This is a genomic window from Bradyrhizobium guangdongense (genome assembly GCF_004114975.1).
Classification (GTDB): Bacteria; Pseudomonadota; Alphaproteobacteria; order Rhizobiales; family Xanthobacteraceae; genus Bradyrhizobium; species Bradyrhizobium guangdongense.
Genome location: NZ_CP030051.1, coordinates 1,852,496 through 1,875,561, shown reverse-complemented (window position 1 = coordinate 1,875,561; position 23,066 = coordinate 1,852,496). Strand labels below are relative to the sequence as shown.

At 63.2% G+C, this 23,066-nt stretch carries 24 protein-coding genes; 4 read left to right on the top strand and 20 right to left on the bottom strand.

Translation table 11 applies throughout. The features are described from left to right. Positions 1-120 precede the first annotated feature (120 nt). A complete protein-coding gene (locus X265_RS09015) occupies positions 121-969 on the top strand; it encodes an SDR family oxidoreductase (RefSeq protein WP_128964496.1) in 849 nt (282 codons plus the stop codon). A 106-nt stretch (positions 970-1,075) separates the two neighbouring features. Further along, complete coding sequence (locus tag X265_RS09010; protein WP_128964495.1) at positions 1,076-2,344, top strand: serine hydrolase domain-containing protein; 1,269 nt, start codon at positions 1,076-1,078, stop codon at positions 2,342-2,344. Between the two features lie 61 nt (positions 2,345-2,405). On the opposite strand, the gene X265_RS09005 is transcribed toward X265_RS09010, so the two are convergent. Beyond that, positions 2,406-3,293, bottom strand: coding sequence for a dienelactone hydrolase family protein (locus X265_RS09005; protein ID WP_128964494.1), 888 nt, complete (start codon positions 3,291-3,293; stop codon positions 2,406-2,408). Between the two features lie 127 nt (positions 3,294-3,420). After that, positions 3,421-4,647, bottom strand: a complete 1,227-nt coding sequence (locus X265_RS09000) for an MFS transporter (RefSeq protein WP_244659266.1) — start codon at positions 4,645-4,647, stop codon at positions 3,421-3,423. A 546-nt stretch (positions 4,648-5,193) separates the two neighbouring features. On the opposite strand from X265_RS09000, the gene X265_RS08995 reads away from it, so the two are divergent. Next, a complete protein-coding gene (locus tag X265_RS08995) occupies positions 5,194-5,772 on the top strand; it encodes a MarR family winged helix-turn-helix transcriptional regulator (protein WP_128964492.1) in 579 nt (192 codons plus the stop codon). A 13-nt stretch (positions 5,773-5,785) separates the two neighbouring features. On the opposite strand, the gene X265_RS08990 is transcribed toward X265_RS08995, so the two are convergent. Next, positions 5,786-6,727: a hypothetical protein gene (locus X265_RS08990; protein ID WP_128964491.1), complete on the bottom strand. Its 942-nt coding sequence runs from the start codon at positions 6,725-6,727 to the stop codon at positions 5,786-5,788. Positions 6,728-7,537: 810 nt separating this feature from the next. On the opposite strand from X265_RS08990, the gene X265_RS08980 reads away from it, so the two are divergent. Beyond that, positions 7,538-8,308 carry a response regulator transcription factor gene (locus X265_RS08980; protein ID WP_128964490.1) on the top strand — a complete coding sequence of 257 codons (771 nt, stop codon included), beginning with the start codon at positions 7,538-7,540 and terminating at the stop codon, positions 8,306-8,308. A 118-nt stretch (positions 8,309-8,426) separates the two neighbouring features. Here the strand turns inward: X265_RS08980 and X265_RS08975 are convergent, their stop codons facing one another. The 17 genes from X265_RS08975 to X265_RS08895 all read right to left on the bottom strand — a co-directional run bounded on the left by X265_RS08975 (position 8,427) and on the right by X265_RS08895 (position 23,060). Then, positions 8,427-8,885 (bottom strand): hypothetical protein, encoded by a 459-nt coding sequence (locus X265_RS08975; RefSeq protein ID WP_128964489.1) that lies wholly within the window; start codon positions 8,883-8,885, stop codon positions 8,427-8,429. Further along, the gene (locus tag X265_RS08970) at positions 8,882-9,409 is read right to left on the bottom strand and encodes a flagellar biosynthesis protein FlgN (RefSeq protein ID WP_128964488.1); all 528 of its coding nucleotides are present in this window, start codon (positions 9,407-9,409) and stop codon (positions 8,882-8,884) included. The genes X265_RS08975 and X265_RS08970 overlap by 4 nt, the downstream gene beginning before the upstream one ends. Before the next feature lie 43 nt (positions 9,410-9,452). Further along, entirely contained in the window at positions 9,453-9,917 is a 465-nt protein-coding gene (locus X265_RS08965) for a rod-binding protein (RefSeq protein WP_128964487.1), read from the bottom strand. Next, entirely contained in the window at positions 9,914-10,333 is a 420-nt protein-coding gene (locus X265_RS08960; RefSeq protein WP_128964486.1) for a hypothetical protein, read from the bottom strand. The genes X265_RS08965 and X265_RS08960 overlap by 4 nt, the downstream gene beginning before the upstream one ends. 6 nt (positions 10,334-10,339) lie before the next feature. Then, positions 10,340-11,092, bottom strand: coding sequence for a flagellar biosynthesis protein FliR (fliR, locus tag X265_RS08955; RefSeq protein WP_128964485.1), 753 nt, complete (start codon positions 11,090-11,092; stop codon positions 10,340-10,342). Then, a complete protein-coding gene (gene flhA / locus X265_RS08950) occupies positions 11,089-13,170 on the bottom strand; it encodes a flagellar biosynthesis protein FlhA (protein ID WP_128964484.1) in 2,082 nt (693 codons plus the stop codon). The genes fliR and flhA overlap by 4 nt, the downstream gene beginning before the upstream one ends. Before the next feature lie 78 nt (positions 13,171-13,248). Further along, on the bottom strand, positions 13,249-13,515 hold the full coding sequence (fliQ, locus tag X265_RS08945) for a flagellar biosynthesis protein FliQ (RefSeq protein WP_128964483.1): 267 nt from the start codon (positions 13,513-13,515) through the stop codon (positions 13,249-13,251). A 2-nt stretch (positions 13,516-13,517) separates the two neighbouring features. Next, positions 13,518-13,940 carry a flagellar hook assembly protein FlgD gene (gene flgD / locus X265_RS08940; RefSeq protein WP_128964482.1) on the bottom strand — a complete coding sequence of 141 codons (423 nt, stop codon included), beginning with the start codon at positions 13,938-13,940 and terminating at the stop codon, positions 13,518-13,520. Between the two features lie 14 nt (positions 13,941-13,954). Next, positions 13,955-14,362 (bottom strand): flagellar biosynthesis repressor FlbT, encoded by a 408-nt coding sequence (gene flbT, locus X265_RS08935; RefSeq protein ID WP_128964481.1) that lies wholly within the window; start codon positions 14,360-14,362, stop codon positions 13,955-13,957. Next, positions 14,362-14,709, bottom strand: coding sequence for a flagellar biosynthesis regulator FlaF (gene flaF, locus X265_RS08930; protein ID WP_128964480.1), 348 nt, complete (start codon positions 14,707-14,709; stop codon positions 14,362-14,364). Before flaF ends, flbT begins: the two co-directional genes overlap by 1 nt. Positions 14,710-14,767: 58 nt before the next feature. Further along, a complete protein-coding gene (locus tag X265_RS08925; RefSeq protein WP_128964479.1) occupies positions 14,768-15,814 on the bottom strand; it encodes a flagellar hook-associated family protein in 1,047 nt (348 codons plus the stop codon). A 3-nt stretch (positions 15,815-15,817) separates the two neighbouring features. Next, entirely contained in the window at positions 15,818-17,293 is a 1,476-nt protein-coding gene (gene flgK, locus X265_RS08920) for a flagellar hook-associated protein FlgK (protein ID WP_128964478.1), read from the bottom strand. A gap of 33 nt (positions 17,294-17,326) precedes the next feature. Beyond that, entirely contained in the window at positions 17,327-18,580 is a 1,254-nt protein-coding gene (locus tag X265_RS08915) for a flagellar hook protein FlgE (RefSeq protein WP_128964477.1), read from the bottom strand. Between the two features lie 101 nt (positions 18,581-18,681). Further along, positions 18,682-19,266, bottom strand: a complete 585-nt coding sequence (locus X265_RS08910; RefSeq protein WP_128964476.1) for a transglycosylase SLT domain-containing protein — start codon at positions 19,264-19,266, stop codon at positions 18,682-18,684. After that, on the bottom strand, positions 19,217-20,563 hold the full coding sequence (gene fliK, locus X265_RS08905) for a flagellar hook-length control protein FliK (RefSeq protein ID WP_128964475.1): 1,347 nt from the start codon (positions 20,561-20,563) through the stop codon (positions 19,217-19,219). Before fliK ends, X265_RS08910 begins: the two co-directional genes overlap by 50 nt. Continuing rightward, the gene (locus X265_RS08900; RefSeq protein ID WP_128964474.1) at positions 20,560-21,744 is read right to left on the bottom strand and encodes a chemotaxis protein; all 1,185 of its coding nucleotides are present in this window, start codon (positions 21,742-21,744) and stop codon (positions 20,560-20,562) included. Before X265_RS08900 ends, fliK begins: the two co-directional genes overlap by 4 nt. Further along, the gene (locus X265_RS08895; protein ID WP_128964473.1) at positions 21,741-23,060 is read right to left on the bottom strand and encodes a MotB family protein; all 1,320 of its coding nucleotides are present in this window, start codon (positions 23,058-23,060) and stop codon (positions 21,741-21,743) included. Before X265_RS08895 ends, X265_RS08900 begins: the two co-directional genes overlap by 4 nt. Positions 23,061-23,066: the final 6 nt, after the last annotated feature.

Below are 23,066 nucleotides of genomic sequence, written 5' to 3'. Positions count from 1 at the left end.
CCATCGCCTGCACGGGCGGGCGAGTAAAATCGCAATATCTTTTGCCGAACCCAAAAATCTCTTATGAGCAAGCACGCGCTGACAGCGCGAACGGGAACTCGGATCTAGCACGGCAAACGCATGCGGCTCTTCATCCTCGGTCTTGGCTATACCGCCCGGCATTTCGTCCGCAGGTTCAGCGGCAGCTTCTCGCATGTCGCCGGCACGGTGCGCGATCCGGCCAAGCGGGACGACCTGGCCGGCCTGGAGCTGCATGGCTTCTCCGGCAATCGCCCGGCTGACTCGACGGTCAACCGGATCCGTGATGCCGACGTCCTCCTGATATCGATCCCGCCGGGCAACACCGGCGATCCCGCGCTGGCGGCGCTCGGCGACGTCGTGGCGAAGGGTCACCGCAAGGTGGTCTATCTCTCCACCATCGGCGTCTATGGCGATCACGCCGGCGGTTGGGTCGACGAAAGCACGCCGCCACAGTCTTCGCTCGACCGCGCTCGGATGCGGGTCGCGGCGGAGCAGGCATGGACTGAAACCGCCCAAGGCAATGTCGCCATCCTGCGGCTTGCCGGTATCTACGGTCCCGGCCGCAACGCGCTGGTGACGCTGCGCAGCGGCACCGCCCGGCGCATCATCAAGCCCGGTCAGGTCTTCAACCGCATTCATGTCGACGATATCGCGAGCGCGATCATGGCGCCCATCCGCCACGATAACGGCGGCACCTGGAACGTCTGCGACGACGAGCCGGCTCCGCCGCAGGACGTGATCGCCTATGCCGCGCAGCTCATGGGCATTGCGCCGCCGCCCGAAGAGGCGTTCGAGACCGCCGAGATGTCGGCGATGGCGCGCAGCTTCTATGCCAGCAGCGCCCGCGTCTCCAACGCGAGAGTGAAGCGCGAGCTCGGCGTCACGCTGGCCTATCCGACCTACCGGCACGGCCTCGATGCGCTGTGGCGTGATGGGGATGGTCGATGAGGTTCCAGGCGCGTCCCAGACATGCCCCGTCCGCGCTTGACTCCGCGTTTGGTCGGTCGTGATCTAGAGGTCGAGCGAGCCGAGAGCTCGCGGCCGGGAGGATGCAATGAACAAGACGATCGCCACGATCGCGGCGGCGGCCGCCGTCATCGCCTTCGGAGCAGCACGCGCCGCACCGCTGCCTGAAGCCGCCCCTGAAGATGTCGGCTTCTCGAAACAGGGACTTGCACGGCTCGACGACTTCTTCGCGCGCGAGATCACTGCCAAGCGCGTGCCGGGTGCTGTCGTCGCGGTGGCGCGCGACGGCAAGCTCGTGCGCTACAAGGCCTATGGCATGCTCGATCCCGACAAGGGCACGCCGATGCCGGTTGATGCGATGTTCGCACTGGCCTCGATGACCAAGCCGATGGCCGCTGTCGCAGGCCTGACGCTCATGGAGCAGGGCAGGCTGCCGTTGCAGGCCAAACTGTCCGATTACTATCCTGCCTTCGCCGACATGAAAGTCGGCGTCCAGCAGGCCGACGGTTCTTTGAAGCTCGAGTCGCAGGCCTCGCCGATCTTCATCCACGATCTGTATCGACACACGTCCGGCCTGATGTATGGCGGTCGCCCGGACTCGTCCAGCGCGCTGGCGCGGCAATATCCTGACGGCACCGCGCCGGCGATCGAAGGAGACACACAGGCGTTCATCGAGCGCATCACCAAGCTGCCGCTGGCGCATCAGCCCTCGACCGAATTCGAATACGGCTTCTCGATCGACGTGCTCGGCGCCGTCATCGAGAAGGTCAGTGAGCAACGGCTCGGCGATTATCTCGCCGCCAATGTCTGGCAGCCACTCGGGATGAAGGATGCGACCTTCCATCCGAGCGACGCGCAACGCCCTCACCTCGCCCGTCCGTTTGCCAATGATCCGCTGACAGGGAAACCACAGGCCATCAAGCTGCTCGACACTCCGACCAGGTTCGATTGCGGCGGTGCCTGCTCGTTCGCGACGGTCGGCGACTATATCCGTTTCGGCCAGATGCTGCTGAACGGCGGCGAGCTCGACGGCCAGCGGATCCTGTCGCCCAAGACCGTGCATCACATGACGAGCAACCACCTTGGTCCCGAGATCAAGAACAACGTGGCGGTGATCGAGCCGCATCGCGCCGGCTTCGGCTTTGGCCTCGCGGTCGCGGTCCGCACCAGCGAGGGATTGTCGTCGGTTCCCGGCAATCCCGGCGAGTTCACCTGGAATGGCGCCTACGGCACGCAGTTCTTCTGCGACCCGAAAGAGCGGCTTGTTGTCGTGGTGGGAACGGCCGCGCCGGGCGAGCTGCGCAAATATTATCGCGAGCAGGTTCAGGATATCGTCTATGGCGCGATGACGAAGTGAGACTTGCTTTCTGAAACGGCAAACAAGGGCGGCCGGTCAGGCCGCCCCTTGATTTCCAGCGTCAGCTCAACACGCCGTACTTTTTAAACCAGGCCTGCGCCTGCTTCCAGGCATCTTCCGCCGCATCCTTGCGGTAGCTGCTGCGATAATCGGCGTGGAAGCCGTGCGGCGCATCCGGATAGATCTTGAATTCGGCCGTCTTCTTGTTCTGTTCGAGCGCCGCCTTGAGCTGCTCGACCTGGGCAACGGGAATGCCGGTATCCGCGCCGCCATAGAGGCCGAGCACCGGAGCCTTCATCTCGGGCGCGAGCTGGAGCGGGCTTTTGGGCCAGAGCGGATTGGGTGCATCCACTGGCGGACCGTAGAAGGCGACGCCGGCCTTGAGCGCACCGCTATGCGCGGCATATTCCCAGACGGTGCGTCCACCGCGGCAGAAGCCGATAATGCCGAGCTTCGTGGTGTCGCCGCCCTGCGATCCCGCCCACGCCACCGTCGCGTCGAGATCGGACAGCAGCTCGGCATCCGGCTTGGCGTTGACGATCGGCAGCAGATCCTTGATGTCGGTGATCTTGGTGAGATCAGTGCCCTTGCGGAAATAATAATCGGGCGCGACCGCAAAGGCGCCGAGCTTGGCGAGGCGCCGCGTCACGTCCTTGATGTATTCATGCAGGCCGAAGATCTCCATTGCGACGATGATCACCGGCGCCTTGGTGTCGCCCGCGGGCCGCGCAAAATAGGCCGGCATCTCCTCGGAGCCGACCTTGACCCTAGCGTCGCCGGCCTGAAGGCCATTGGTATCCGTGGTGATGACCTCAGCGCGGACGGGACCTGCCGCAAGCGTGTAGCCGGCGGCGACGGCCGCGGTGGCGCTCATGAATCCGCGACGCGAGACCGGGGCGACTTTCGTCAGCCCGACGACATCGGCCGTCATGGTGGTTTCAATACTCATGGGTTGATCCTTCCTTATGCCTTGCCCTGATGTCTTGCCCTAGTTTCTTGCCCTGATCCTGCAGGCGACGCATTCGCCAATAATTGCCGGCGAAACGCAAATCACCAGCCTGCGAGCGCGGGACCTTTCAGACCCGACGATCGCGCTGCTTCACCGGTGCAGTTTCCGGCATCAGACTCATCGCAACCAGTCCGACGATCGCCGCAAGCAGCAGGTACCAAGCCGGCGCCAGCGGATCGCCGGTGACATGGAGCAGCCAGGTCACCACGAGCTGTGCGGTGCCACCGAAGCTCGCGATCGCGACCGCGTAGACGGTGGCGAACACGCCGCCGCGGATACTTTGTGGCAGCGCCTCGGTGAAAGTGGCGTAGAACGCGGTGAACGGCAGCGAGCCGATGATGGACAGCAAGCCGAAGCCAACCAGCAGCGACAGCATGCCCGGCGCATGGACGATCCAGAGGAAGACAGGATAGGTCAGCAGCAGGGTCGCAAGCTGCGGCCAGATCATCACAGGCTTGCGGCCGAGACGATCGGCGAGCCAACCGCCAACCAGCGCGCCGACGAACTGAATGCCGTTACTGACGAGCGATACGGCAAACGCCAGAGTCGACGAGACATGCAGCGTATTCTGCGCATAGGTCGTCATGTATTGCGTGACATAGGTCGAGATCGTGCCGCTGGCCAGCACCATCAACGCTAGCACGATCAGGCCGGTGTGGGAGCGAGCCAGCGACAGATGACCCGTGCTTTCCTTTGCCGCGACACCGACGTCAGCCGGTGAGATCGTCTCGGGAAGGGTCCGGCGCATCCAGACTCCGAACGGCAGGCAGACCGCCCCGATCAGAAACGCCACGCGCCAGCCATAGAGATCCAACATCTCCGGCGCCATCGTCCTGCTCAGGATGACGCCGACGAGCGCTCCGGCCGTTGCTGCGATCTCCTGACTCGCCGGCTGCCAGGCCACCACCAGCGCCCGATGCTCCGGCGGCGCGATCTCAATCAGATAAGCGGTGGTCGGCCCCACCTCGCCGCCGAGCGCAAAGCCTTGCACCATGCGGGCCGCAATGACGATGATCGGCGCCGCAAGCCCGATCGAATTATAGGACGGCGTGAACGTGATGGTCAGGATCGCCGCCCCCATCAGCGCGAAACTCAACAGCATCGCGGGCCGCCGGCCGATCCGGTCGGAATAGATGCCGAGCACGATACCGCCGATCGGACGCGTCACGAAGCCGGCACCGAATGTCGCCAACGACAGCATCAGGCTGCCGTACTCGCTTCCGGTCGGAAAGAAGGCATGCCCGATCTGGATCGCGAAGAAGCTGTAGGTGATGAAATCGTAGAACTCGAGCATATTGCCAACGGTGGCGGCCAGTGCCGCGCGTTTGACGCTGAACGGCGCGGCTTGCTCTTTTGCTGACGACACGCCTGACCTCTCCGATCTGATGATGTGCCCGATTTAACCGCGTCCCCGCGTTGCGCCGCAACATCCATTAACCGAAAGAAAGGGTTCTCCCGTGACCTGCCGCACCAAAGCGTGCCGCAGATTGTGTGCGGCTTCGCGCGATTGGGAATGCATTGCCGCAACAAATGAGCCCGATCGCGGCCATATGGCCACATCATGTTGCTTAGGCGCAGCACAGCACCCAATAATCGACGCGGGACCGCGCCATTTGACTGAAATTTTCAGATCAGTCGAGCTGTCATATTTACTCGAACTTTCTTCGTGGCGCTCTAGTTCCACTCGCGAATGTTCCATCTCCAGAACGGAGAAGCGTCTTCAAAGCGCGGCAATTGTTCTCGCTTCGGGCGAAGCAACGCTCGACAGCTTCATTGCGTCCCGCAGCGATCGCGCACCAAAGGCTCAATTGAATAAAGCTTTATCCGATCTGGCACCCATATGATTTTGGCCCGCGAAGCGATTGAATTACTGGGACAGGTGGCACGAATCCTGTGGTTCGAAGGCACCAAGCACGGCATGCGCGATCGCGAGTGGATGGCACTGCGGTTCCTCTCCCGTGCCAACCGCTTCTCCAGGACGCCATCGGCGCTGGCGAGCTATGTCGGCACCACACGTGGCACCGCCTCGTTCATCATCGGCGAGCTCGAGAGGCTCGGCTATCTGGAACGCAAGCGCTCCGCCAAGGACAAGCGCTCTGTGATGCTGAGTGTGACGTTGCAGGGAAAGAAGTTTCTGGCGCGCGATCCCGTCAATGGCCTGATCGAGGCTATCGCCGTCCTCGAGGAGGACAGCAAGATCCGCTTTCGCGACACCTTGCGACAGGTGCTCGATCAGGCGGATGCCGCCGAACAGCGGCACCACACCGACGTCTGCAAGCGATGCATCTTCCTCCGCGAGGATCGCATCAGCTCCGAGAACAAGACGACGGTCGAGTTCACCTGCCGGTTGTTTCGCGCGCCGATCGCGGAGAGCGAGGTGGATTTGCTATGCACCAGCTACGAACATCACCGCCAATAGAATTATCGGCCTCTCACTTCCGCGCGGAATAGACGACGCCGCCGCTGGTTTCCACCACCAGACGGCCGTTCTCGTTCCTGATCTCCTCGATACGGCCGAGGTTCGGAACCTGTTGGCCGAGCACGGCCTCGACGACACCGTTCGGCCCCTGAAGGATCGCGATGCCTTCATAGGCCTGGCGGACTGACCACCCCTTGACCACTCTTCGTAGTGCCGAGCTTCGTTCGACCGGGGACACTGATCCCGTGGTCTCCGGCGCGGTGACCGAGGCCATCATCGGCATCGCCGGTGCCGGCGACAGCGGCTGCGCGGCGACGGGAGTCGGCGGCTGGACCTGGGCCTGAGCCAGCCTGTCGAGCTTCGCCGTCGAGGACGAGCTCACCCGCTCGATGCGATCAAGGTTCTCGGCAAACCGGCCGAACCGGTCGCTGGTCGCCTTGCTTGACTGATCAACCGCCGTGCGCAGGCCATCGAGATTCTCGGAGACACCCGATAATTGCTTGCGCAGCTGGGCGACCGTGTCGCGCAAATTCCTGATCTCCGCGTTGGCCGCGACATTGGGCTGGCTCGGCTGCATCGTGAGATAGGCGATGACACCGGTGCAGGCGCTGACGACGAGGATGGCGGCAACTGCCAACGTCGCGAGCGGCGCGACCCAGGTCGGACGCGGCGGCGGCGGTTTGGCGACGATCACGGCCGGCTTGATCACCGTCGGCACGGGCTTTGGTATCGCCATCTTGTCCAGGCGCGCCTTGGCGCGAATACGCTTCAATCCCTCGAGCGCTTCTTTGGCTGCGACCTCATCGCTCGACGCCGCTGCAGGCTTCGCGACGGTCGCGGGCCTGGCGCCGCGCGCATTCGTATTGAGCTTCGCATCGCGCGCGTCCGGAGCGGGCTTCGCCGTCGCGGACAGATCCGCAGCTTCGACGGGACGCGTTTTTCCATCGGACAACATTTGAAAATGCTCCGTTCATTTCGATCTTCGAGCGAAGCTAGTTGGTGAAGCTTGCTTGAAACGTGCGCATCGAAAAACTGTTGGTCGCGGATGATCGTTGGCGAGTCCGACGCAACTGCATAAGGCAAAAGTGCGACTCGAAAGACACACCCTCGCCAAGATTTCGCCAAGCTGAAGTCGCGTCGCTACAAATCAGTCGAGTTGTCGCACGCGGCTGCGCGGCAAGGAGAGTCAATCCGGGGTTGAAAACCCTTCACTGCGGCGATCCGGCAGTACCACCCAAAATAGCTGAATTTTTACGGGTATATGGAACTTTATGACCACCACGGTGCAAAACTAGTTCGGATTTGAAATCAACTGATGCGAGGCGACACATAAAGAAACAACCGGAAACGAATCAACAGCATCAAGCACACGTAGCAAACGCTTTGTTTCGCACGCTTGATCGGAAATCGGCAATTGTTACGGTCTACATCAAGTGATTCGCGCCCGTTGGCGAGGAGATCGACTGAGTTCGGTAGTGTTCGGACGCAATGCGTAACGTGACGCCACTGTACCAGGTCGTTTTCTCAATCCGCTCCGCAAGGTGATCGTAAGACACCCGCCGGGCTTCACGCAGTAGCGTTCAGTATCGAGTCGAAGTAGCAGGCCTGCTCGCGCAGGCACTGAATGCGTAGGGCTGCCCGCGAATATCGAAACCATAATAACGGTTCGCGGGAGGGAAATATCGTCAAACAGCATGGCTGCCGAGCCGGGGCATCACAATAAACCTCCCGGCCGCGGCAAGTGCGAAACAGGGGCGACTGACTGATGTATATTATCGTTGATGATCGCGAGAGCGTCGCGAACAGCTACGTAGGAGGACTCGTTCGCGAGGGTGTATCGTCGATCGGCTTCTCCTCCGGAGAATTCTGGGACTGGCTGCAATCCGCGAACGAATCGGACCTCGCAGCCGTCGATGCCTTCCTTCTGGGGGAGTGCGATGCCCGCGGAAGCCTGCCACGGGCGATGCGCAAGCGGTCTGCGGCTCCGATCATCGCGATGAGCGGCCAGAAGATGCTCAAGAACACGCTGGAGCTGTTCGAATCGGGTGTCGACGACGTCGTGCACGTGCCGATTCACCTGCGCGAGATCCTCGCTCGAACGGCCGCGATCGCACGCCGCCGGGTGGGCGAGTTGCCGCGGCCCTGCGAGACCAGGATCCAGGTCTTCTTCAACGGACGTGATCCCGAGATCGCGGGCCACGCCCTCACCCTGCCTCGCCGCGAGCTGCGCATCCTGGAATACATGGTCAGCAACCACGGCAAGTGGATTACCAAGACGCAGATCTTCAACGCCGTCTACGGCATCTTCGAATCCACTTTCGACGAGAGCGTGATCGAGAGCCACGTCAGCAAGCTGCGCAAGAAGCTTCGCGACCGCCTCGGCTTCGACGCCATCGTGGCACGGCGCTATGTCGGATACCGGCTCAACATCCCCGCCAACGAGGCCATTGACGAGCCGATGCAGGATCTCGACGACGTCGGCATCCTGCTGAACCGGGCCCATGCCGCCCCGGCGGCGTACCCGGCCGGCAACTGACGCGCTGGAGGAAGGCTCGCAAACGACGACCGGCCTCTGCGGGAGATCCTGCAGAGGCCGGCTTGCTTTTTGAGGCCAGAAACGTCGTTGCGCAGGCGCGGCTTCGCGGCCCGGCAGGCTAGGGCTTCTGCTGGAATTCTTCCTTGGAGACGTAGTTGAAGTCCTCGACCAGCACGTCCTGAACGATATCGGCTTGCATCCGCTCGTTGACGCGCTGCTTGATCGCTGCGGTGAGAAGGGAGAGGTCGTAGCGGGCGAGCTTCCTGAAATCGAGGCGCTCGTCCGCATAGATCCTGCGGAAGGCCTCATCCACGACGAACGGCTCGGGTGGAACGGTGAGCTGGTGCATGGTCTTGGCGTCCACCGTGTAGACGAATCGCGCGACGATGTAGCCCTGCACGGCACCGCCCTCGACCATGGGCACGCTCAAAGCACGCGTTTTCTGGTATTGCAGCCCATCCAGATATTCGTCCTTGGCGGACAGCAAGCTGCCGTTTTCCTTCCAATAGGCCACGCCGTAGCTCGTGCCCGCGGTGAGGATGCATACCCAGAGCCCGGCCAGCACCAGTTTGATCATTTTGCATCCCGCACTGCACGACCGGTATAGGTGCCGTCCGACTCGGCATCCTTGATCGCCTTGACGATGATGCCCGCGACCTCGCGCACGGCCTCGTAATGCATCTCGAGGAGGGAGCGATTTCGCTCCAGCTTCTCGCGGAGCCGCTGGATCTCCTCGGTGATCTCGGTTTCGCCGCCGAGATGCATCCGCGCCCGCATCAGGCGGACGAACTCCAGCATGCTCCGGCTTTTCCGGGCGCTGAAGTCGTCGAAGTCGACCTTCTGTCCTGTCGCGAGCGCGGTGGTCTCTTCCACGACGATGGTTTCGAGCCGGCGAATCGCGGCCAATAGGCCGCGGATCTCCTCGGAGCGCGTCGCCTCCGCTCCTGCCGATTCAGCATCGTCGGATGTCATCTCGCCGCCGGAACTGAGCAGGAGGGCGGGCAGCAGAACGTCGCCCCGTGCAGCCTCAGTCGCAACGGCCTCGATGTCGACGACCGGCTGTTCCATTACCGGGGCCGTCGCGCCCTGTTCTACCTGCATAGCAAATTCATCCCTCAACGTTCGTCATCCCTGTCTGGCTTCATCATCCGGCCTTGCCCGTCACGTCCGGCCCCGCCGGATGCGCAGCTGCGAGCTGTTTGGCAATTCCGATCCCTTTGCCCTTCGCAAGTTGGGCGCCAAGCTGCTCGGCCAACATCGATTTCCAGATGCCGCCGGCTGTGCCCTTGCCGAAGACCTCCTCCGACTCCTTCGGCAGCATCGTCTCGACGAAGGTCTGGAGGATGAAGGCTTCGAACTTGCGATAGACCTCGTCCGGCCCGGGCTTCTTGATCACATGCACCGGCGCCCCGTTCACTACGCCCGATTGCGCCTCGGCGACGCTTGCGGCGGATTGATCCGCCGCCTTGCCGGCGGCGTCCATCGTTGCGGCAAAATCGGCGTCGGACGATTTCAGCGCATGGAGCTTGGCAGTCGCCGCGTGTTGCGCCACAGGATCGGCGGCGTCGAGAACGTCTAGAACGAGGTCGGATGTCGGTGTCACGATCATGGCTTGTTCCGGCTGGCTGGCCGCCTCGTCAAATCGCGGACAGCGGCGTGGGTCCCCGTGATGTCTTCGAGCGAGCGCTTCTCTGCATCGCGCAGCTTGTCGGCGAGCGCCACCCTGGCGACCTCCTCGAGCTGCTTCACGCGCCTGGTCTCCGAACGGACCTTGTCGAGCTGCATCGAAGCGCGCTCCTGCACAGCGCGTGCACCGACACTGGTCTTGTTGAGGCGCCGCGCGATCGAGTCGCTGGACGAACCCGCCGGCGCCTTGCCTTCGTTCAAGGTTCCGACCAGCCATGCCTGCTCGTCCTGCATGGTTCTTTCCTGCTGCCGCAATTGCGCGAGCTGCCATTCAGACAGCCGCAGTTGGAGCTTCACCAGCGAGACGATGCGACCGAGCTTGTCCGCGCGCGATTCCATGGCCGGTCACCCCGCCAGCCAGGACGAGAGGCCGAGCATGAACTGCGTCAGCAACTCGTCGCTGGTGAGGTAGAGCAGCAGGAAGCCGCCGAACAGCACGAACGGCACCGAGACGAAATAGACCGGAATCGCCGGCGTCAACTTGTTGATGAGACCGACCGAAAAATTGACGACGATGGAGTAGACGATGAAGGGGCTGGTGATCCGCAGCGTCAGCACGAACGCGTCCGTGAGCCGGTTCACGAGCTGGTTCAGCGCCATTTCGCCGCTCAGCTTCTCTCCGGGGCGCCAGACGTCGTACGAGTTCATCAACCCGCGCAGCACCTGCCAGTGCTGGTCGGTCAGGAAGAACAGCGTGGTGACCGCGGCCATGATGAGCGGGACCACGGGCGGGGCCGGATCGGTGTCACCCACCGGCGTGCCCGGGATGCTGCTCAGGCCGATCGCGCTGGCCATCACGGCCAGCATGGTCTGGAGCGCGAGGAAGAACACACGGCCGCCGAGACCGATGACGCTGCCGACCAGCAACTCGGTGCCGATCAGCAGCGCCAGCGTCAGTGGCGAAGCGTCGTCCACGAGCGGCTTCAGGATTGAGACCAGGATCGGCGTCAGCGCGAACGTCGTAACCAGCGCGACGAACAGCCGGATCTGCGGCGGAACGTTCACGCTGGAATAGCCTGGCACCAGCATCAGGCAGGCACCGATGCGGCAGAACACGATGAACGTGGCGAGCACGTTGTCGGTGAGACCGCTAATCACGAAATGGCTCCGAGCGCCCTGATCTCGGCGCTGCGGGCGACCTCGACATGCGAGAGGATCGGCAATGTCGGGAACACACGCTCGAGAATCATGCGGACATAGGGCCGTGCTTCCGGTGTTACCGCCAGCACCACGCTGGTGCCGTCCTCGGTGAATTTCCGGATCGCGGCGCTCGCCTCGGTCGCGAACTGCTCGATCAGCCGCGGGTCGGCGTCGAACTCGACGACATCGCCCTTGCCGTCGCGCTTGAGGCTCTGGTGGAAGGCGAGGTCCCAGCGGTTGCCGAGACGAAGGACATTAAGCACGCCATTGTCGGAGAGGTCGCCGCAGATCTGCTGAGCCAGGCGCATCCGCACATGCTCGGCGACCTGCTCCGAGCGCCGCACATGGGGTGCAATCTCGGCGATCGCTTCGAGGATCAGATGAAGATTGCGGATCGACACCCGCTCGCCAAGCAGGATCTTCAGGATCGCCAGCAGGCCGGAATAGGATATCTGCGATGGGCAGAGGTCGTCGACCAGGCGCTTGTACTCGGGCTCGAGCCGGTCAAGCAGTCCTCGCATGTCCTTGTAGGACAGCAGCTGCGAGAGGTTTGCCCTCAGCACTTCGCTCAGATGCGTGAGCAGCACCGACAGATTGTCGACCGGCTTGCAGCCCTGCCTCTTGACCTCCTCGGTGAAGGCTTCCGTCACCCACAGCGCTTTCATGCCGAACGCGGGTTCGATCACCTCATCGCCGGGCACGTCGGGCTTGCCGTCCTTGTCTACGAGCACCAGCACCTCGCCGATCCTGAGCTCGCCGTGGGCGACGCGGGTATCGTGGATCCGGATCTGGTAGGCCTTGGGGTCGATCGACAGATTGTCCGACAGCTTGATCTCGGGAATGACGAAACCGTACTGCTTGGCGAATTTCTTGCGGATCTTGCTGACGCGGTGTGCGAGCTCGTTGCGCGAACCAAGCAGGTGGACCGACAGATGGCTGCCGAGCGACAGCTCGATCTCGGCGGTCTTGAGCGATTCCTTGACGGACTCCTTGGCCTCGTTCTGCGCCCGCTCCTCCGCCTTGCGCGCGTCATCCTTCTGCTTCGCCGCGGCCTGCCGCTTCGGCAGCGAGTAGCCGACGAAGGCCATGACGCCGCCCAATAGTACGAACGGCGCCATCGGCAGGCCCGGCATCAGCGCCAGCACGAACATCATCAAGGAGGCCGCCGACACCGCGCGCGGATAGCCGCCGAGCTGCCGCAGCACGGCCTGCTCGGCCGAGCCCCTGGTGCCGCCCTTGGACACCAGAAGACCCGCCGACAGCGATACGATCAGCGCCGGCATCTGCGACACCAGGCCGTCGCCGACCGAGAGCTTTGTGTAGACGTCGGCGGCGCGCGACAAGGTCAGCCCATGATGGGTGACGCCGATGATGATGCCGCCGAAAATGTTGATCGCAGTGATGATCAAGCCGGCGATGGCGTCGCCGCGAACGAACTTGGATGCACCGTCCATCGCACCGAAGAACGCGCTCTCTTCCTCGAGCTCGCGGCGCCGGCGCTGCGCTTCCTTGTCGTCGATCAGACCGGCCGATAGATCCGCGTCGATCGCCATCTGCTTGCCGGGAATGGCATCCAGGGTGAAGCGGGCGCCGACTTCCGCGATACGCGTCGCGCCCTTGGTGATGACGACGAAATTCACCGTGACCAGGATCGCGAAGATGATCAGGCCGATGACGAAGTCGCCGCCCATGACGAATTTCGAGAAACCGGCGACGACATGGCCGGCAGCCTGCTCACCCTCTCCGCCGCGCGACAGGATCAGGCGGGTGGTCGCGATATTCAGCGCCAGCCGCAGGATCGTCGCGATCAGGAGAACGGTGGGAAAAGCGGAGAAGTCGAGTGGCCGCTGGATCCACAACGCAACCATCAAAATCAGCGCGGACAGCGCGATCGAGAAGGCGAGACCGAGGTCGATCAGAACAGGAGGAATCGGCAGGAACAGGATCGTGAGCATGGTCACGATACCGCCCGCGAAGAAGGCATCCGCGCCGAAGCGTCGCGGGTTCGGCAGGCTAGCAGCTAACGTATCGGCCATGGGTCACCGGCAGCAGGGTCCGCCCCGCAATCTGCCCCCCAAAGCTTACGCGAGGATGGTGGCTGGAGGTTCCGCGGATCAGAAGCCGTGCTCGATCCGCGAATAGACCATCTCGGTGAAGGTGGAGAGATGCGCACCGATGAAGGAGCCGGAGATGGCCACGACGACGAGAATGACGATGATCTTCGGAACGAAGGTCAGCGTCGCCTCCTGGATCTGGGTCAGGGCCTGGATCAGCGCGATGAGGATGCCGACCAGCATCGCCGCCCCGACTGCGGGTCCGCAGGCGACGAGAATGGTCCAGATCGCGGCCTGGACGATGTCGAGAGCATCCCGCTCGTTCATCGCTAGCCGCTGATCGTGAGGCCGGGGCCGACCGCAACCTTGGTACCGTCCTGAAGGGTTGCGACGGAACCGTTGCTGTTGATCGAGATCGAGGCGACCTTGCCGCTGAAGGTGGCACCGGTCGAGTCGGTGAAGCTGACGGTCTTCCCGATCAACCCGTCCGCCTGCGACAACGACTGGGAGGACAATAGCGAATCCAGCTTGGTATTGGTTTGCATCGCCTGCTCGACGGTCGAGAGCTGGGCGAACTGGCTCATATATTGCGAGGTATCGGTCGGATTGGTCGGATCCTGGTTCTTCATCTCTGCGATGAGGAGCTGGAGGAAGGTATTGTAGTCGACGCCCTTGCTCATCGAGGTCGCGCCGGTTGAAGTCGAACCGGCCGGATTGGTGCCGCTGGTATCGGTCGCGCTGGGGACGTTCATGTGCCTCTCCGCTGTCAGGCCGCCTTGAATGGGGATTCCGTGGCGCCGGCCAGGATGGCCTGCTCCAGGGGAAACAGCGCCCGGATCCGCTTCAGCGCCTCGAAGTATCGGGTCCCGCCGACCATCTCGTCGATCGCGGCGAGCCCGTCTAGCATTTCGCGGTTCTCGCACACGGCAAGGAGGGCCGCATGATGCTGTCCATAGAGCGAAGCGGCGGCGCCGATGTCCGTCGGGTTCATCAGCATGAGCTGGACGATGAAATAGAGCTGGCGCATCGCCGTGGTGGCGTCGGAAGCCTGCATCACCTGCCCTTCGAGCAGGAACATCACGTCGTTGACGAGCTCGAGCGAGACCTTGCGATCCACGCGCAGCACCGCACCGTTGATGTAGATTCGTTCACCCGCGCGCAAGGAAATCTTCATTAAAGCGCGTCTCGGATCAGGCGGTTGATTTCGACGAGCTGCATGACGTCGTTCGAGCGATCTTCACGCAGACGATCGGTCTCCTTGACCACCCACAGGCCGATGGAGATGATGTCAGCGCGCAGTTGCTCGGGCAGCCCGTTCTCGGGATGAGCGAGATCCTCGATGAAGATTGTCCATAGCCGCCGGACATAGAGCAGGCTCTGGACCTGGTCCTCGATGCTGAAGCGCTGCTCCTTCTGGAGACGCTCCAACCGCTCGATGCCGAGGCTGAGCGCCTGGCGCTCGCGCCCTCGCGCCTCGTAGCCGCTGTCTTCAACGACCGTCTCATAGGCTTCAAAAGTCATGCGGACAACTCTGCCAGGATATTACAGGAAACTGAATCGGGAGCGACGGTCGCCGGGCTCAGAGATAGTTGATCAGGCTGATCTTCTGGAGCTGCGAGGTGAGCGCGAGCGCGGTTTGGATCTGGGTCTGCAAGGCATTGACCCGCGTCGACGCTTCCGCCGGATCGACCTTCTCCATGCCGACGATCTGGTTGCTCAGAATGTCTTTCTGGGTCTTGAGCTTGTCGGTCGCGGTGGTGATCCGCTGCTGGACCGTTCCGACGCTGCCGCCGAGCGCAGCAAGATCCGTAATGGCGCTGCCGACGAGGCCGATGGCCTTGTCCACGACCACCTGGAACGTCGATTGATTGAGGTTCGCATTCCCGAGATCAGCCATCATGGTGTAGGCCTCGGCGAGCTTGCGGAAGGCGATCTGGTTGGCACTGACGGACGTATCGGCGATCTCGGTCGTGGAGATCCTGCTTTGCATGACCTGGTCGGTCGCCGTCGACCAGTTGGTGTTCCAGGCCGGGCTTGCGAATTCGGCATCGAAGCTGGTGTTGAGAAACGTCTGCATTTGAGCCGGCGTAATGCTGCTCACGCTTGCCGAGGATTGCGAGAAGCCGAAAGAAGCAAGGAAGTCGCTGTCGACCTGGTTCTTGCTGGCCGAGCCGGCGGTGTAAGCCGTAATCGGCTGGTTCTGCGTGTTGATGCCCGAGAACAGATAAGAGCCGTTGTACGAGATGTTCAGCGCGCCGATCAGATCCTGGAGGTTGGAGGACGCAGGCGGCAGGATGATACGCCCGCCGCCGTCGGTGCTGCGGGCAGCGATCAGATCCTTGAGGAAATCCGTGGCGGTCGTGCTGAGCTGGGTGATGCGGTCCTGGGTCACATCCAGGCGCCCTGCGACGAGCCCGTTGGTATCGACCAGTTGGTCGGCGAAGTTCAGGTCTGCCCGCAGGGTGACGTCGCCGCCCGTGGTCGCACCAAGCTGGAGGCCGACATCGGCGAAGCGGCCGGTGGTTGCTTCCGTCGAGGCCTTGCTCAGCGCGGCCTGGTTGTTCGTGATGGAATACCTCAACGACGAGGACAACATCAGGGTGGAAATGTAGTTTGCGCTCATCATGACTTAATTCCCCACGGCGGCCAGCAGGCTCTGCATCATCTGATCGACGGTCGAAATGATCTTGGATGACGCCGAGTAGGTCCGCTCGACCTGGAGCATCAATGACATCTCGTCGTCCATGTTGACGCCGCTGACGTTCGACAGCGCCGTCGTGCTGCGGTTGAGCAGCGTCGTCTGATACTGGGAGCTGTCGTTGGCGGTCTTGCGTTGATTTTCGATCCAGCTCGTCGATGACGACGCGTAATCGATCAAGCTGCCGTTCGGCTTGCCTTGCGTCGTTGCATCGAACGGCTGCGAGGCATCCATATTGCTGATGAGCTGCTGAAGCCGCGTCGAATAGCCGCCGTTGCCGACCGTATTGTATTTGTAGGCGACGTTGCCGCTGATCGCACCGTCGCGCAGCAGATTGGGGTTGCCGCCCTGGGCCGGGTCGACCGATGCGGCAACCGAGATCGTGGCGGCTAGACCCACCGAGACGGTGGCGCTCGCCGGCATCGCGGGCGCGCCGGGATAGGTGAAGAGGCCGGGAACATCAGGCAGCGCAGCGCCCGATTGATCGCTTTCCCTGAAAGCGTTGATCAGGCCACGGGCGACTTCGTCGAGCTGGCTCTGATAGGTGACCGTATCCTTGTCGCGCAGTTGGGCGAGACCGGCCAGCTTACCGGACTTGATCGGCATCACCGAATTGGCGCCGGTCACGGGCACGCCGTCGATGAAGACCGCGTTGCCTGTGATGCTCGCCGAATAGGAGGTGGTCGGGGCGAAGCTCACGGTGCGCGCGGTCTTGTCGAACAGGACCACGCCGCTGTCGGTGTAGAGCGCGGCATCGCCGTTGGTGCGGATCGACATCGTGACGCCGACTTCCTGCGACAGCTTCGAGACGATGTTGTCGCGCTGATCGAGATAATCGGTCACGTCGTCGCCAGCGATCGTTCCCTTCACGATCGCCGTGTTGACAGTCTGGAACTGGGAGAGCAACTGATTGATGTTCTGGACCGATATATTCATGTCGGCATCCGCGCCTTCGCGGACCGACTGCACGGTCTGAGTCGCCTGGTTGAGCGCTGTCGCCATGTCCTTGGCGGACGTGACGGCTGCTTGCGCCAGCGTGGTGTTGTCAGGCGCGTTGGCATATTGCTGCAACGCCTGCTTCAGCGCATTGAGCTGAGCCGTCGGCGACTGATCGAGCTGCGGATCGTCCACCGTGGCGGACGCGATCTTCTGGAGACCGTCATAGATCGCGCTCTGCGTGGCCGCCGCTGAGGTTGCGGTCAGGACGTTGCTGTACAGGCCCGACGACGCCGCGCGCTGGATCGCCGCCACATAGACGCCGGCGCCGGGGAGATTGTCCAGCTCGGTGATCTTGCGCGAATAGCCGGTGGTGCTGGCGCCGGCAATGTTGCGCGAAATGGTCGAGGACTGGATGCCCGACGCCATAAGCGAAGAGCGGGCAGAGTCGAGGGCAGATGTAAGGGACATGGGAGCTCTTGCCCGCAAACCGCGCTGAGGGACTCAGCGCTTCAGGTTGACGACGACGTCGAGCAGATCGGCGCCGGTCTGGAACGATTTCGAGTTTGCGGTGAAGCCGCGCTGCGCCTCGATCATCGAGGTCAGTTCGTTGGCGAGATCGACGTTGGAGTCTTCCAGCGCGCCCGACTGGATGGTTCCGAGACCGCCCTGGCCGGCGAGGCCGACCTGCACGTTGCCGGAGTCCAGGTTCGGCGAATAGACGTTGCCGACCTCGGGCGTCAGATGGTCCGGGCTCGGCACGGTCGCGAGCGCCACCTGGAAGCTCGGCAACGTGGTGCCGTTCTTGAGCACCGCGGTGACCACGCCCTTGCTGTCGATATTGACCTTGTCGACGGCAGACGGCGCATTGCCATCGACAGTCGCCTTGAAATCGAAGCTGGAGGCGACCTGGGTCATGGCCGACATATCGATCTTGAACGTGCCGGAACCGCCGGGAATTGCAACCGTGAGCGAGGTCGCGCTTGGCGGCGGGCCCACGAGGTCCAGCTTGCCTTTTCCAGTCGAGCTCACGTCGAACTTGAAAGTGGTCGCGGCAGAGGGGCCGCTCGTCAGCGCGGTGGCACCATTGTAGACCTCGATGTCCCAGGTGTTCGCGGCGGTCTTTGCGGCATATACGTCGAGCGTCACGGCATTGCCGATATTGTCGTAGGTTACCATCGACGTCTTCGAGGTGTAGTTGCTCGGGCCAGCTGCAGCGGCCGGTGCAGCGACAACCGCCGCGCTCGGATCCAGATTGGCGGCCACGGTCGCCAAGGTCGACGGCGAAGCCTGCAGCGCCATCTTGTTGACGTTGATGACCTGGAGCCCGCCGAAGCCGTTGGCGGCAACGTTCGGTGCGGCGCCGTTCTGGATGTTGTAGCCCATCAACTGGAAGCCGGCCGTATTGACGAGGTTGCCGCTACTGTCAGGCACGAACGAGCCCGCGCGGGTGAGGAAATTGTTGCCGTTCGCGTCCTGCACGACGAAGAAGCCGTTGCCCTGGACCGCAAGGTCCGTCGCGGAGGTCGTGAACTGAAGATTGCCGCGATCGGTGATGGCGTAGCGGACCGTGGTCTCGACCGCGCCGGAGTCGTAATTGCCGGAGCCGCTCTTCAGGATCAGGGAGGAGAACTCCGTTGAAGCCCGCTTGTAGCCGACCGTGTTGACGTTCGCGATGTTGTCCGAGACCGTCGACAGCTTGTTGGACTGCGCGTTCATCCCGGAAACGCCGGTGCGCATAACACCATACAGGCTCATGTAGTGGGCTCCTTTGGCAGATTGGATTTACAATGGGGGGTCTTGCTTGCGCGGGGCTGATGGTTGGCGACGATGCACAACTTGATGCGCCGCTTGGTCATTCAGGTCATCTTGGGTTGGCAGAACGAGCGTGCCTTATCGGTCCACGCGCCGAAGCCGCTGGAGACGAGATGCGCGACGATGTGGCAGACATAGCGCTTCTGCGCCGGCTGGTTATTGGGGCCGGCATTGTAGCGGGCGACCGCCATGGTCCAGCTGCCCTCGCGCTGCTTAAGCTCCTTGAGGAAACGCGCGGCGTAGTCGACGTTCTTGGCCGGATCGAACATCGCCCGCACCGAAGTGAACTTGTCGCCGTGAAAATAGTGGTTGATCTGCATGCAGCCGAGATCGATCAGCTTGATGCCCCTGGCTCGCATCGCTTCGAAATTCGCCATCGCGTCATCCAGGTCCTTGGCGAACACGGTCTGTCCTTCGGCCCCGAGTGCGTAGGGATAGAGCGCGCCGCGCCGCCCGGTCTCGGTGAGGCCGACCGCATAGAGAATGCCGAGCGGAATCCCGTGTTGTTGCGAGGCGCGCGCCATCTCTCGCTCGCAGGAGCGTGCAACGTCGGTCGCCGCGGCTGCGGCGGAGCCGGTGTTACAGATAAACAGGGCCGCGACGAGTGTGCGGCGCCACGTCCTGGTCATGGCGTGCCTCCTGGTTAAGCTGCCGTTCCTGTCGGGCTTGCCTGGCTCCGCCGTCGGACTGACCGGACGACGTGCCCGCGCCGCCGAACGCGCCTTGCGACTGGGACGATTGCTGTTGCTGGCCCGAGAGCTGCGGCTGCGGTTGGCCGGATCCGGACTGGAATCCGTCGAGCGAGCCGTGCTGTACCGGCGCGACGTCGGCCACATAGCCCGCCGACTGCATCAGGTCGCGGATCTGGTCGCGCTGCTGATCCAGCATCGTGCTGGTATCCTTGCGTTCGGCAGCGAGCTGGACCGAGACTTCGTTGCCGACGAGACGAAGGCGCATGGTGACATTGCCGAGATCAGGCGGCTCGAGATTGACGGTGAGTATCCTGAGCGGCTGATCCGGCGAATTGCTCTGGGCACCCATGATACCGGGCGAGGCGGATGCAGCCGGCGCGGGCGAACTCTTCAATTCCGACACAACGGCATTTGCGACCTGCTGGGTCGCGCCGAACTGCGCCACGGGAGGCAGATGCGTCTCCTGCTGAACCACCGTGACCTTTGTTGTCTCGGGCAGCGCGTCTCGGCCTGCGGACTTTGCAGCATGCTCGACATTCGCCGCGACGGCTTCGAAGCCAGGCATAGGTAGGCCTTTCGGCTGGACGTCGCTTTCCTGTGGCATCGCCTGGCCGGCCGCCGAGGCCTGAGCGGCCATCGCCGGTTGCGGGCGCGGCCCGGATGCATCGCTCGCGGAATGGGCGGCTGTCGACGGCATGGTGGCGGATGGCGCGACATCTGCCTTTGCCGTGCTTGTCGTGCTCTGTACCTCGCGCTTCGTTGCAGCGGGCCGCTCGTCCCGAGCCGACGTCTCCTTCTTGTCGCTTGACGGCTGGGCCGTTTGCATTGTCACGGCCGGCGCGGCGGCGAGCTCCTGCCCCATGATCGTAGGAACGTTTGACCGGTTCGGGACCTCCGCTTTTGCGGATTTATCGATCCGATCCTGCTTGCGCGACGATTTGCTCTCTCCGGATCGCTCGTGCGCGGTCTCATCCTTCGGCGTGTCGCGCCCAGTGAGCTGGGCGATGCGCGGAAGCACCGGAGCAGCGGTCTTGGCGGTCGTGTCGCCGTTCTGGTCGTCCAGAGCCCGCTTGGCCATGTTCGAGACAGTGTGGAGCAGATCGTGGAACGAGGAGTCGTCGGGTGTTTTTGCACCCGTCGTCGCCGATCCCTTCACCGAGCGGGAGACCCCGCGCACGAGAGATTCGGCGAGGCCTGCGAAAAGCTGTCCGGAGGTTCCACTAAGCTTGGTCATGGACGGCGATCCCTCGTGAGAAGCTCCAGTTCGCCGAGCTGCGTCTTGGCGCGCGCGAGCGTCGCATCGGATGATGCGAGATCGATCCGCGCCGGCGTCAGTGGCGGTTTTTCGGCCGATGCGAGCGCGGGCGGAGCTGCAATCGGCTTACGGATGTCGAGTGCGAGCTGAAGAGTTGCGTTGAGGAGCTGGACGTCGCGCTCGGCCAGCTTCGATCTGTCGAGCGCCTTCAGCTCGGCCAAACCGCCGTCATACTCGTCGGTGAGCGCGCGGGAGGCGCCCCGATAAAAATGGGCGCGCTCGCGATCGGCCGCAGCATCGGCGCTGAGCGTCAGAGCGCGCTCGCCCGCGAGCCTGACGACGGTGAGCCTGCCGCGGATCAGAGCGCCGCGCGCGATCACCAGATAGAGCTTGAGGCGGCTGGCGCGGTCGACCTGTTCCAGCAAGGCCGCGATCCGCGCAAAACGACGTTCGTCCAGGGCAAGGCTGGATTGCGTCAGGCCCGTGGAGAATCGCTGCCAGAAATCGCCGGCATAGACCGAGTTCCGGTAGTGGCGGATATAGGCCTGCGTCAGGAACTCGAACTTGTCGAAATCCTCGGCCTGCCCGACCAGCAGGATCTCGCGGCGCAGAGCCGCCTCTTCGACGAGCGTGCCGGGCAACAGCAGGCGCGCGTCGTCCAGACGCTCGATCGCGAGCGAGGCTTCGGAACGAGCGAACAGCGCGCCCTGGACCAGCGCGACCTGGCCGCCCATGCCGGACGAGATCGTGCGCGGCTTGATGTCCTTGAGCAGGTCCCTCGCCTCGTCTTGCCGGCCTTCGACATAGGCCAGCGCGCCGTCGAACAGCCGCGCATCGACATTGATCTTGTCGCGCGGCAACTTGCGGACGATCTGGGGCGCGCCGCCGGAGAGCAGATAAATCACGACTGCCTGGCCGTTTTGCGGATTGCTCCACACGGTGGGATCGGCGGCGAGAAATTTTTCGCCGATCTGCCGGATCAGCGCGATATGGCTGCCGTGCGCGGCGGTGTCGCCGTTTGCTATCCCATCCTGCACCGCTTGCAGCGCACGGACGAGCTCATACGGCTCGCCGGACGGCCGTGCCGGATCAGCGAGCGCACGTGTCGCCACGAGCGATAACATCGTCAGCAGCGCGGCACCGAGCAGCGACCTCTTCAAGGGCGCTTCTCCCGGATCAGGATCTCGATCCGACGGTTCTGCGCGGCCGCCGGATCGTTCGGGAGTTTCGGCCTCCTATCGGCATAACCCTCGACATGCTCGATCCGCTGCGCATCGATCCCGGATCGAACCAGCATGTAATAGGCCATCTGCGCGCGCGCCGAGGACAATCGCCAATTGTCGTAATTGTCCGATTTGTAGGGACGATTGTCGGTATGACCGCGCACGATGATCATGCCGCGGCGCTTCGCGATCAGCGGACCGATCTTGTCGATGACGCGGACCAGCTCGGGCCGCGGCTCGGCCGAACCGACCGCGAACATGCCGAAGCTTGCATCGTCGGTCAGGCTCACCAGCAGGCCCTCCTCCACCTGGCGAACCTCGGCGACCGGTCCGGCTCCGGCCTTGATGTCCGACAGCGCATCGGCAATCGCGGACTGAAGCTGCTTGACGGTCGGCTGCTGGGTCTGGGCGGTGTCACGCGACTCGGATTCCTTCGGCGCATCGGTGGCGCGCGCCTGCGGTGCTGCATTGGCCTGAAGATTGGCCTGCGGGTTCGGTTGAGTGTTGCCATCGCGCGCAGCCGATGACGGTGGCGGTCCCGGCGGCAGCAACGGCGACAGACTCGTCGACGAGGCCTGCGCGTCGGGAGCCACGCTGCCGCCGGCATCGTCCGTCCTGCCGCGGCGCGGCTCGCCTTGATTTGTCGCAGCCGTATTGTCGCGCGCTGATGCGTCAGGCTTCGGCTCGCCGTCCATGATGCGGTCGGCTTCCTTCGACGCCTCGGGCGCGAGTTTCCAATAGCCGGGATCGAACGGGTCGCGATAGGCTTCACCGCCCTTGAGGCCGTCTTCCTCGACCGACGTCAGCGCGCCGGCGCGCCGCTGGCCCGATGCCTGGTTCGAGCTCGCGGCGATTTCAGCCAGCGTCGCGTAGGGATCGCGGAACAACACCTTCTCTTCGTAGAAGGGCGGCTTTTCAGCCGTCGGCGAGTCGCCGCGGCGCTCTTCGTTCGGCCCCGCCGGCTGACGCTTGCCGTCCTGACCGTCGAACGTCGTCGGCTCTTTCTTGGTGAGATCCTTCAGGCCCTTCGGCGCGGGCGCGTTCTCGGCGAGCTTGATCGGGTTGAAGTAGCTCGCGACCACCTGCTTCTGGTCCTGGTTGAGCGCGTTGAGCAGCCACATCACCAGGAAGAACGCCATCATCGCGGTCATGAAGTCCGCATAGGCGATCTTCCAGACGCCACCGTGCGCCTTCTCGTCCTCGAAGGCGCTCCGCCGGCGGATGATGACGAGCTCGTGCTTGACCTCCTCCATGGTGAA

Excerpts from the sequence above, each read along its gene's own strand:
- X265_RS09000 (WP_244659266.1), bottom strand. The coding sequence starts at position 4,647 with ATGCTCGAGTTCTACGATTTCATCACCTACAGCTTCTTCGCGATCCAG.
- X265_RS08895 (WP_128964473.1), bottom strand. The coding sequence starts at position 23,060 with ATGGAGGAGGTCAAGCACGAGCTCGTCATCATCCGCCGGCGGAGCGCC.
- flbT (WP_128964481.1), bottom strand. The coding sequence starts at position 14,362 with ATGAAGATTTCCTTGCGCGCGGGTGAACGAATCTACATCAACGGTGCG.
- X265_RS08990 (WP_128964491.1), bottom strand. The coding sequence starts at position 6,727 with ATGTTGTCCGATGGAAAAACGCGTCCCGTCGAAGCTGCGGATCTGTCC.
- X265_RS08980 (WP_128964490.1), top strand. The coding sequence starts at position 7,538 with ATGTATATTATCGTTGATGATCGCGAGAGCGTCGCGAACAGCTACGTA.
- X265_RS08970 (WP_128964488.1), bottom strand. The coding sequence starts at position 9,409 with ATGCAGGTAGAACAGGGCGCGACGGCCCCGGTAATGGAACAGCCGGTC.
- X265_RS08925 (WP_128964479.1), bottom strand. The coding sequence starts at position 15,814 with ATGATGAGCGCAAACTACATTTCCACCCTGATGTTGTCCTCGTCGTTG.
- flgD (WP_128964482.1), bottom strand. The coding sequence starts at position 13,940 with ATGAACGTCCCCAGCGCGACCGATACCAGCGGCACCAATCCGGCCGGT.
- X265_RS09010 (WP_128964495.1), top strand. The coding sequence starts at position 1,076 with ATGAACAAGACGATCGCCACGATCGCGGCGGCGGCCGCCGTCATCGCC.
- flhA (WP_128964484.1), bottom strand. The coding sequence starts at position 13,170 with ATGGCCGATACGTTAGCTGCTAGCCTGCCGAACCCGCGACGCTTCGGC.
- X265_RS08965 (WP_128964487.1), bottom strand. The coding sequence starts at position 9,917 with ATGATCGTGACACCGACATCCGACCTCGTTCTAGACGTTCTCGACGCC.
- X265_RS08960 (WP_128964486.1), bottom strand. The coding sequence starts at position 10,333 with ATGGAATCGCGCGCGGACAAGCTCGGTCGCATCGTCTCGCTGGTGAAG.
- X265_RS09005 (WP_128964494.1), bottom strand. The coding sequence starts at position 3,293 with ATGAGTATTGAAACCACCATGACGGCCGATGTCGTCGGGCTGACGAAA.
- X265_RS08910 (WP_128964476.1), bottom strand. The coding sequence starts at position 19,266 with ATGACCAGGACGTGGCGCCGCACACTCGTCGCGGCCCTGTTTATCTGT.
- X265_RS08915 (WP_128964477.1), bottom strand. The coding sequence starts at position 18,580 with ATGAGCCTGTATGGTGTTATGCGCACCGGCGTTTCCGGGATGAACGCG.
- flgK (WP_128964478.1), bottom strand. The coding sequence starts at position 17,293 with ATGTCCCTTACATCTGCCCTCGACTCTGCCCGCTCTTCGCTTATGGCG.
- fliK (WP_128964475.1), bottom strand. The coding sequence starts at position 20,563 with ATGACCAAGCTTAGTGGAACCTCCGGACAGCTTTTCGCAGGCCTCGCC.
- X265_RS09015 (WP_128964496.1), top strand. The coding sequence starts at position 121 with ATGCGGCTCTTCATCCTCGGTCTTGGCTATACCGCCCGGCATTTCGTC.
- X265_RS08995 (WP_128964492.1), top strand. The coding sequence starts at position 5,194 with ATGATTTTGGCCCGCGAAGCGATTGAATTACTGGGACAGGTGGCACGA.
- flaF (WP_128964480.1), bottom strand. The coding sequence starts at position 14,709 with ATGACTTTTGAAGCCTATGAGACGGTCGTTGAAGACAGCGGCTACGAG.
- X265_RS08975 (WP_128964489.1), bottom strand. The coding sequence starts at position 8,885 with ATGATCAAACTGGTGCTGGCCGGGCTCTGGGTATGCATCCTCACCGCG.
- fliQ (WP_128964483.1), bottom strand. The coding sequence starts at position 13,515 with ATGAACGAGCGGGATGCTCTCGACATCGTCCAGGCCGCGATCTGGACC.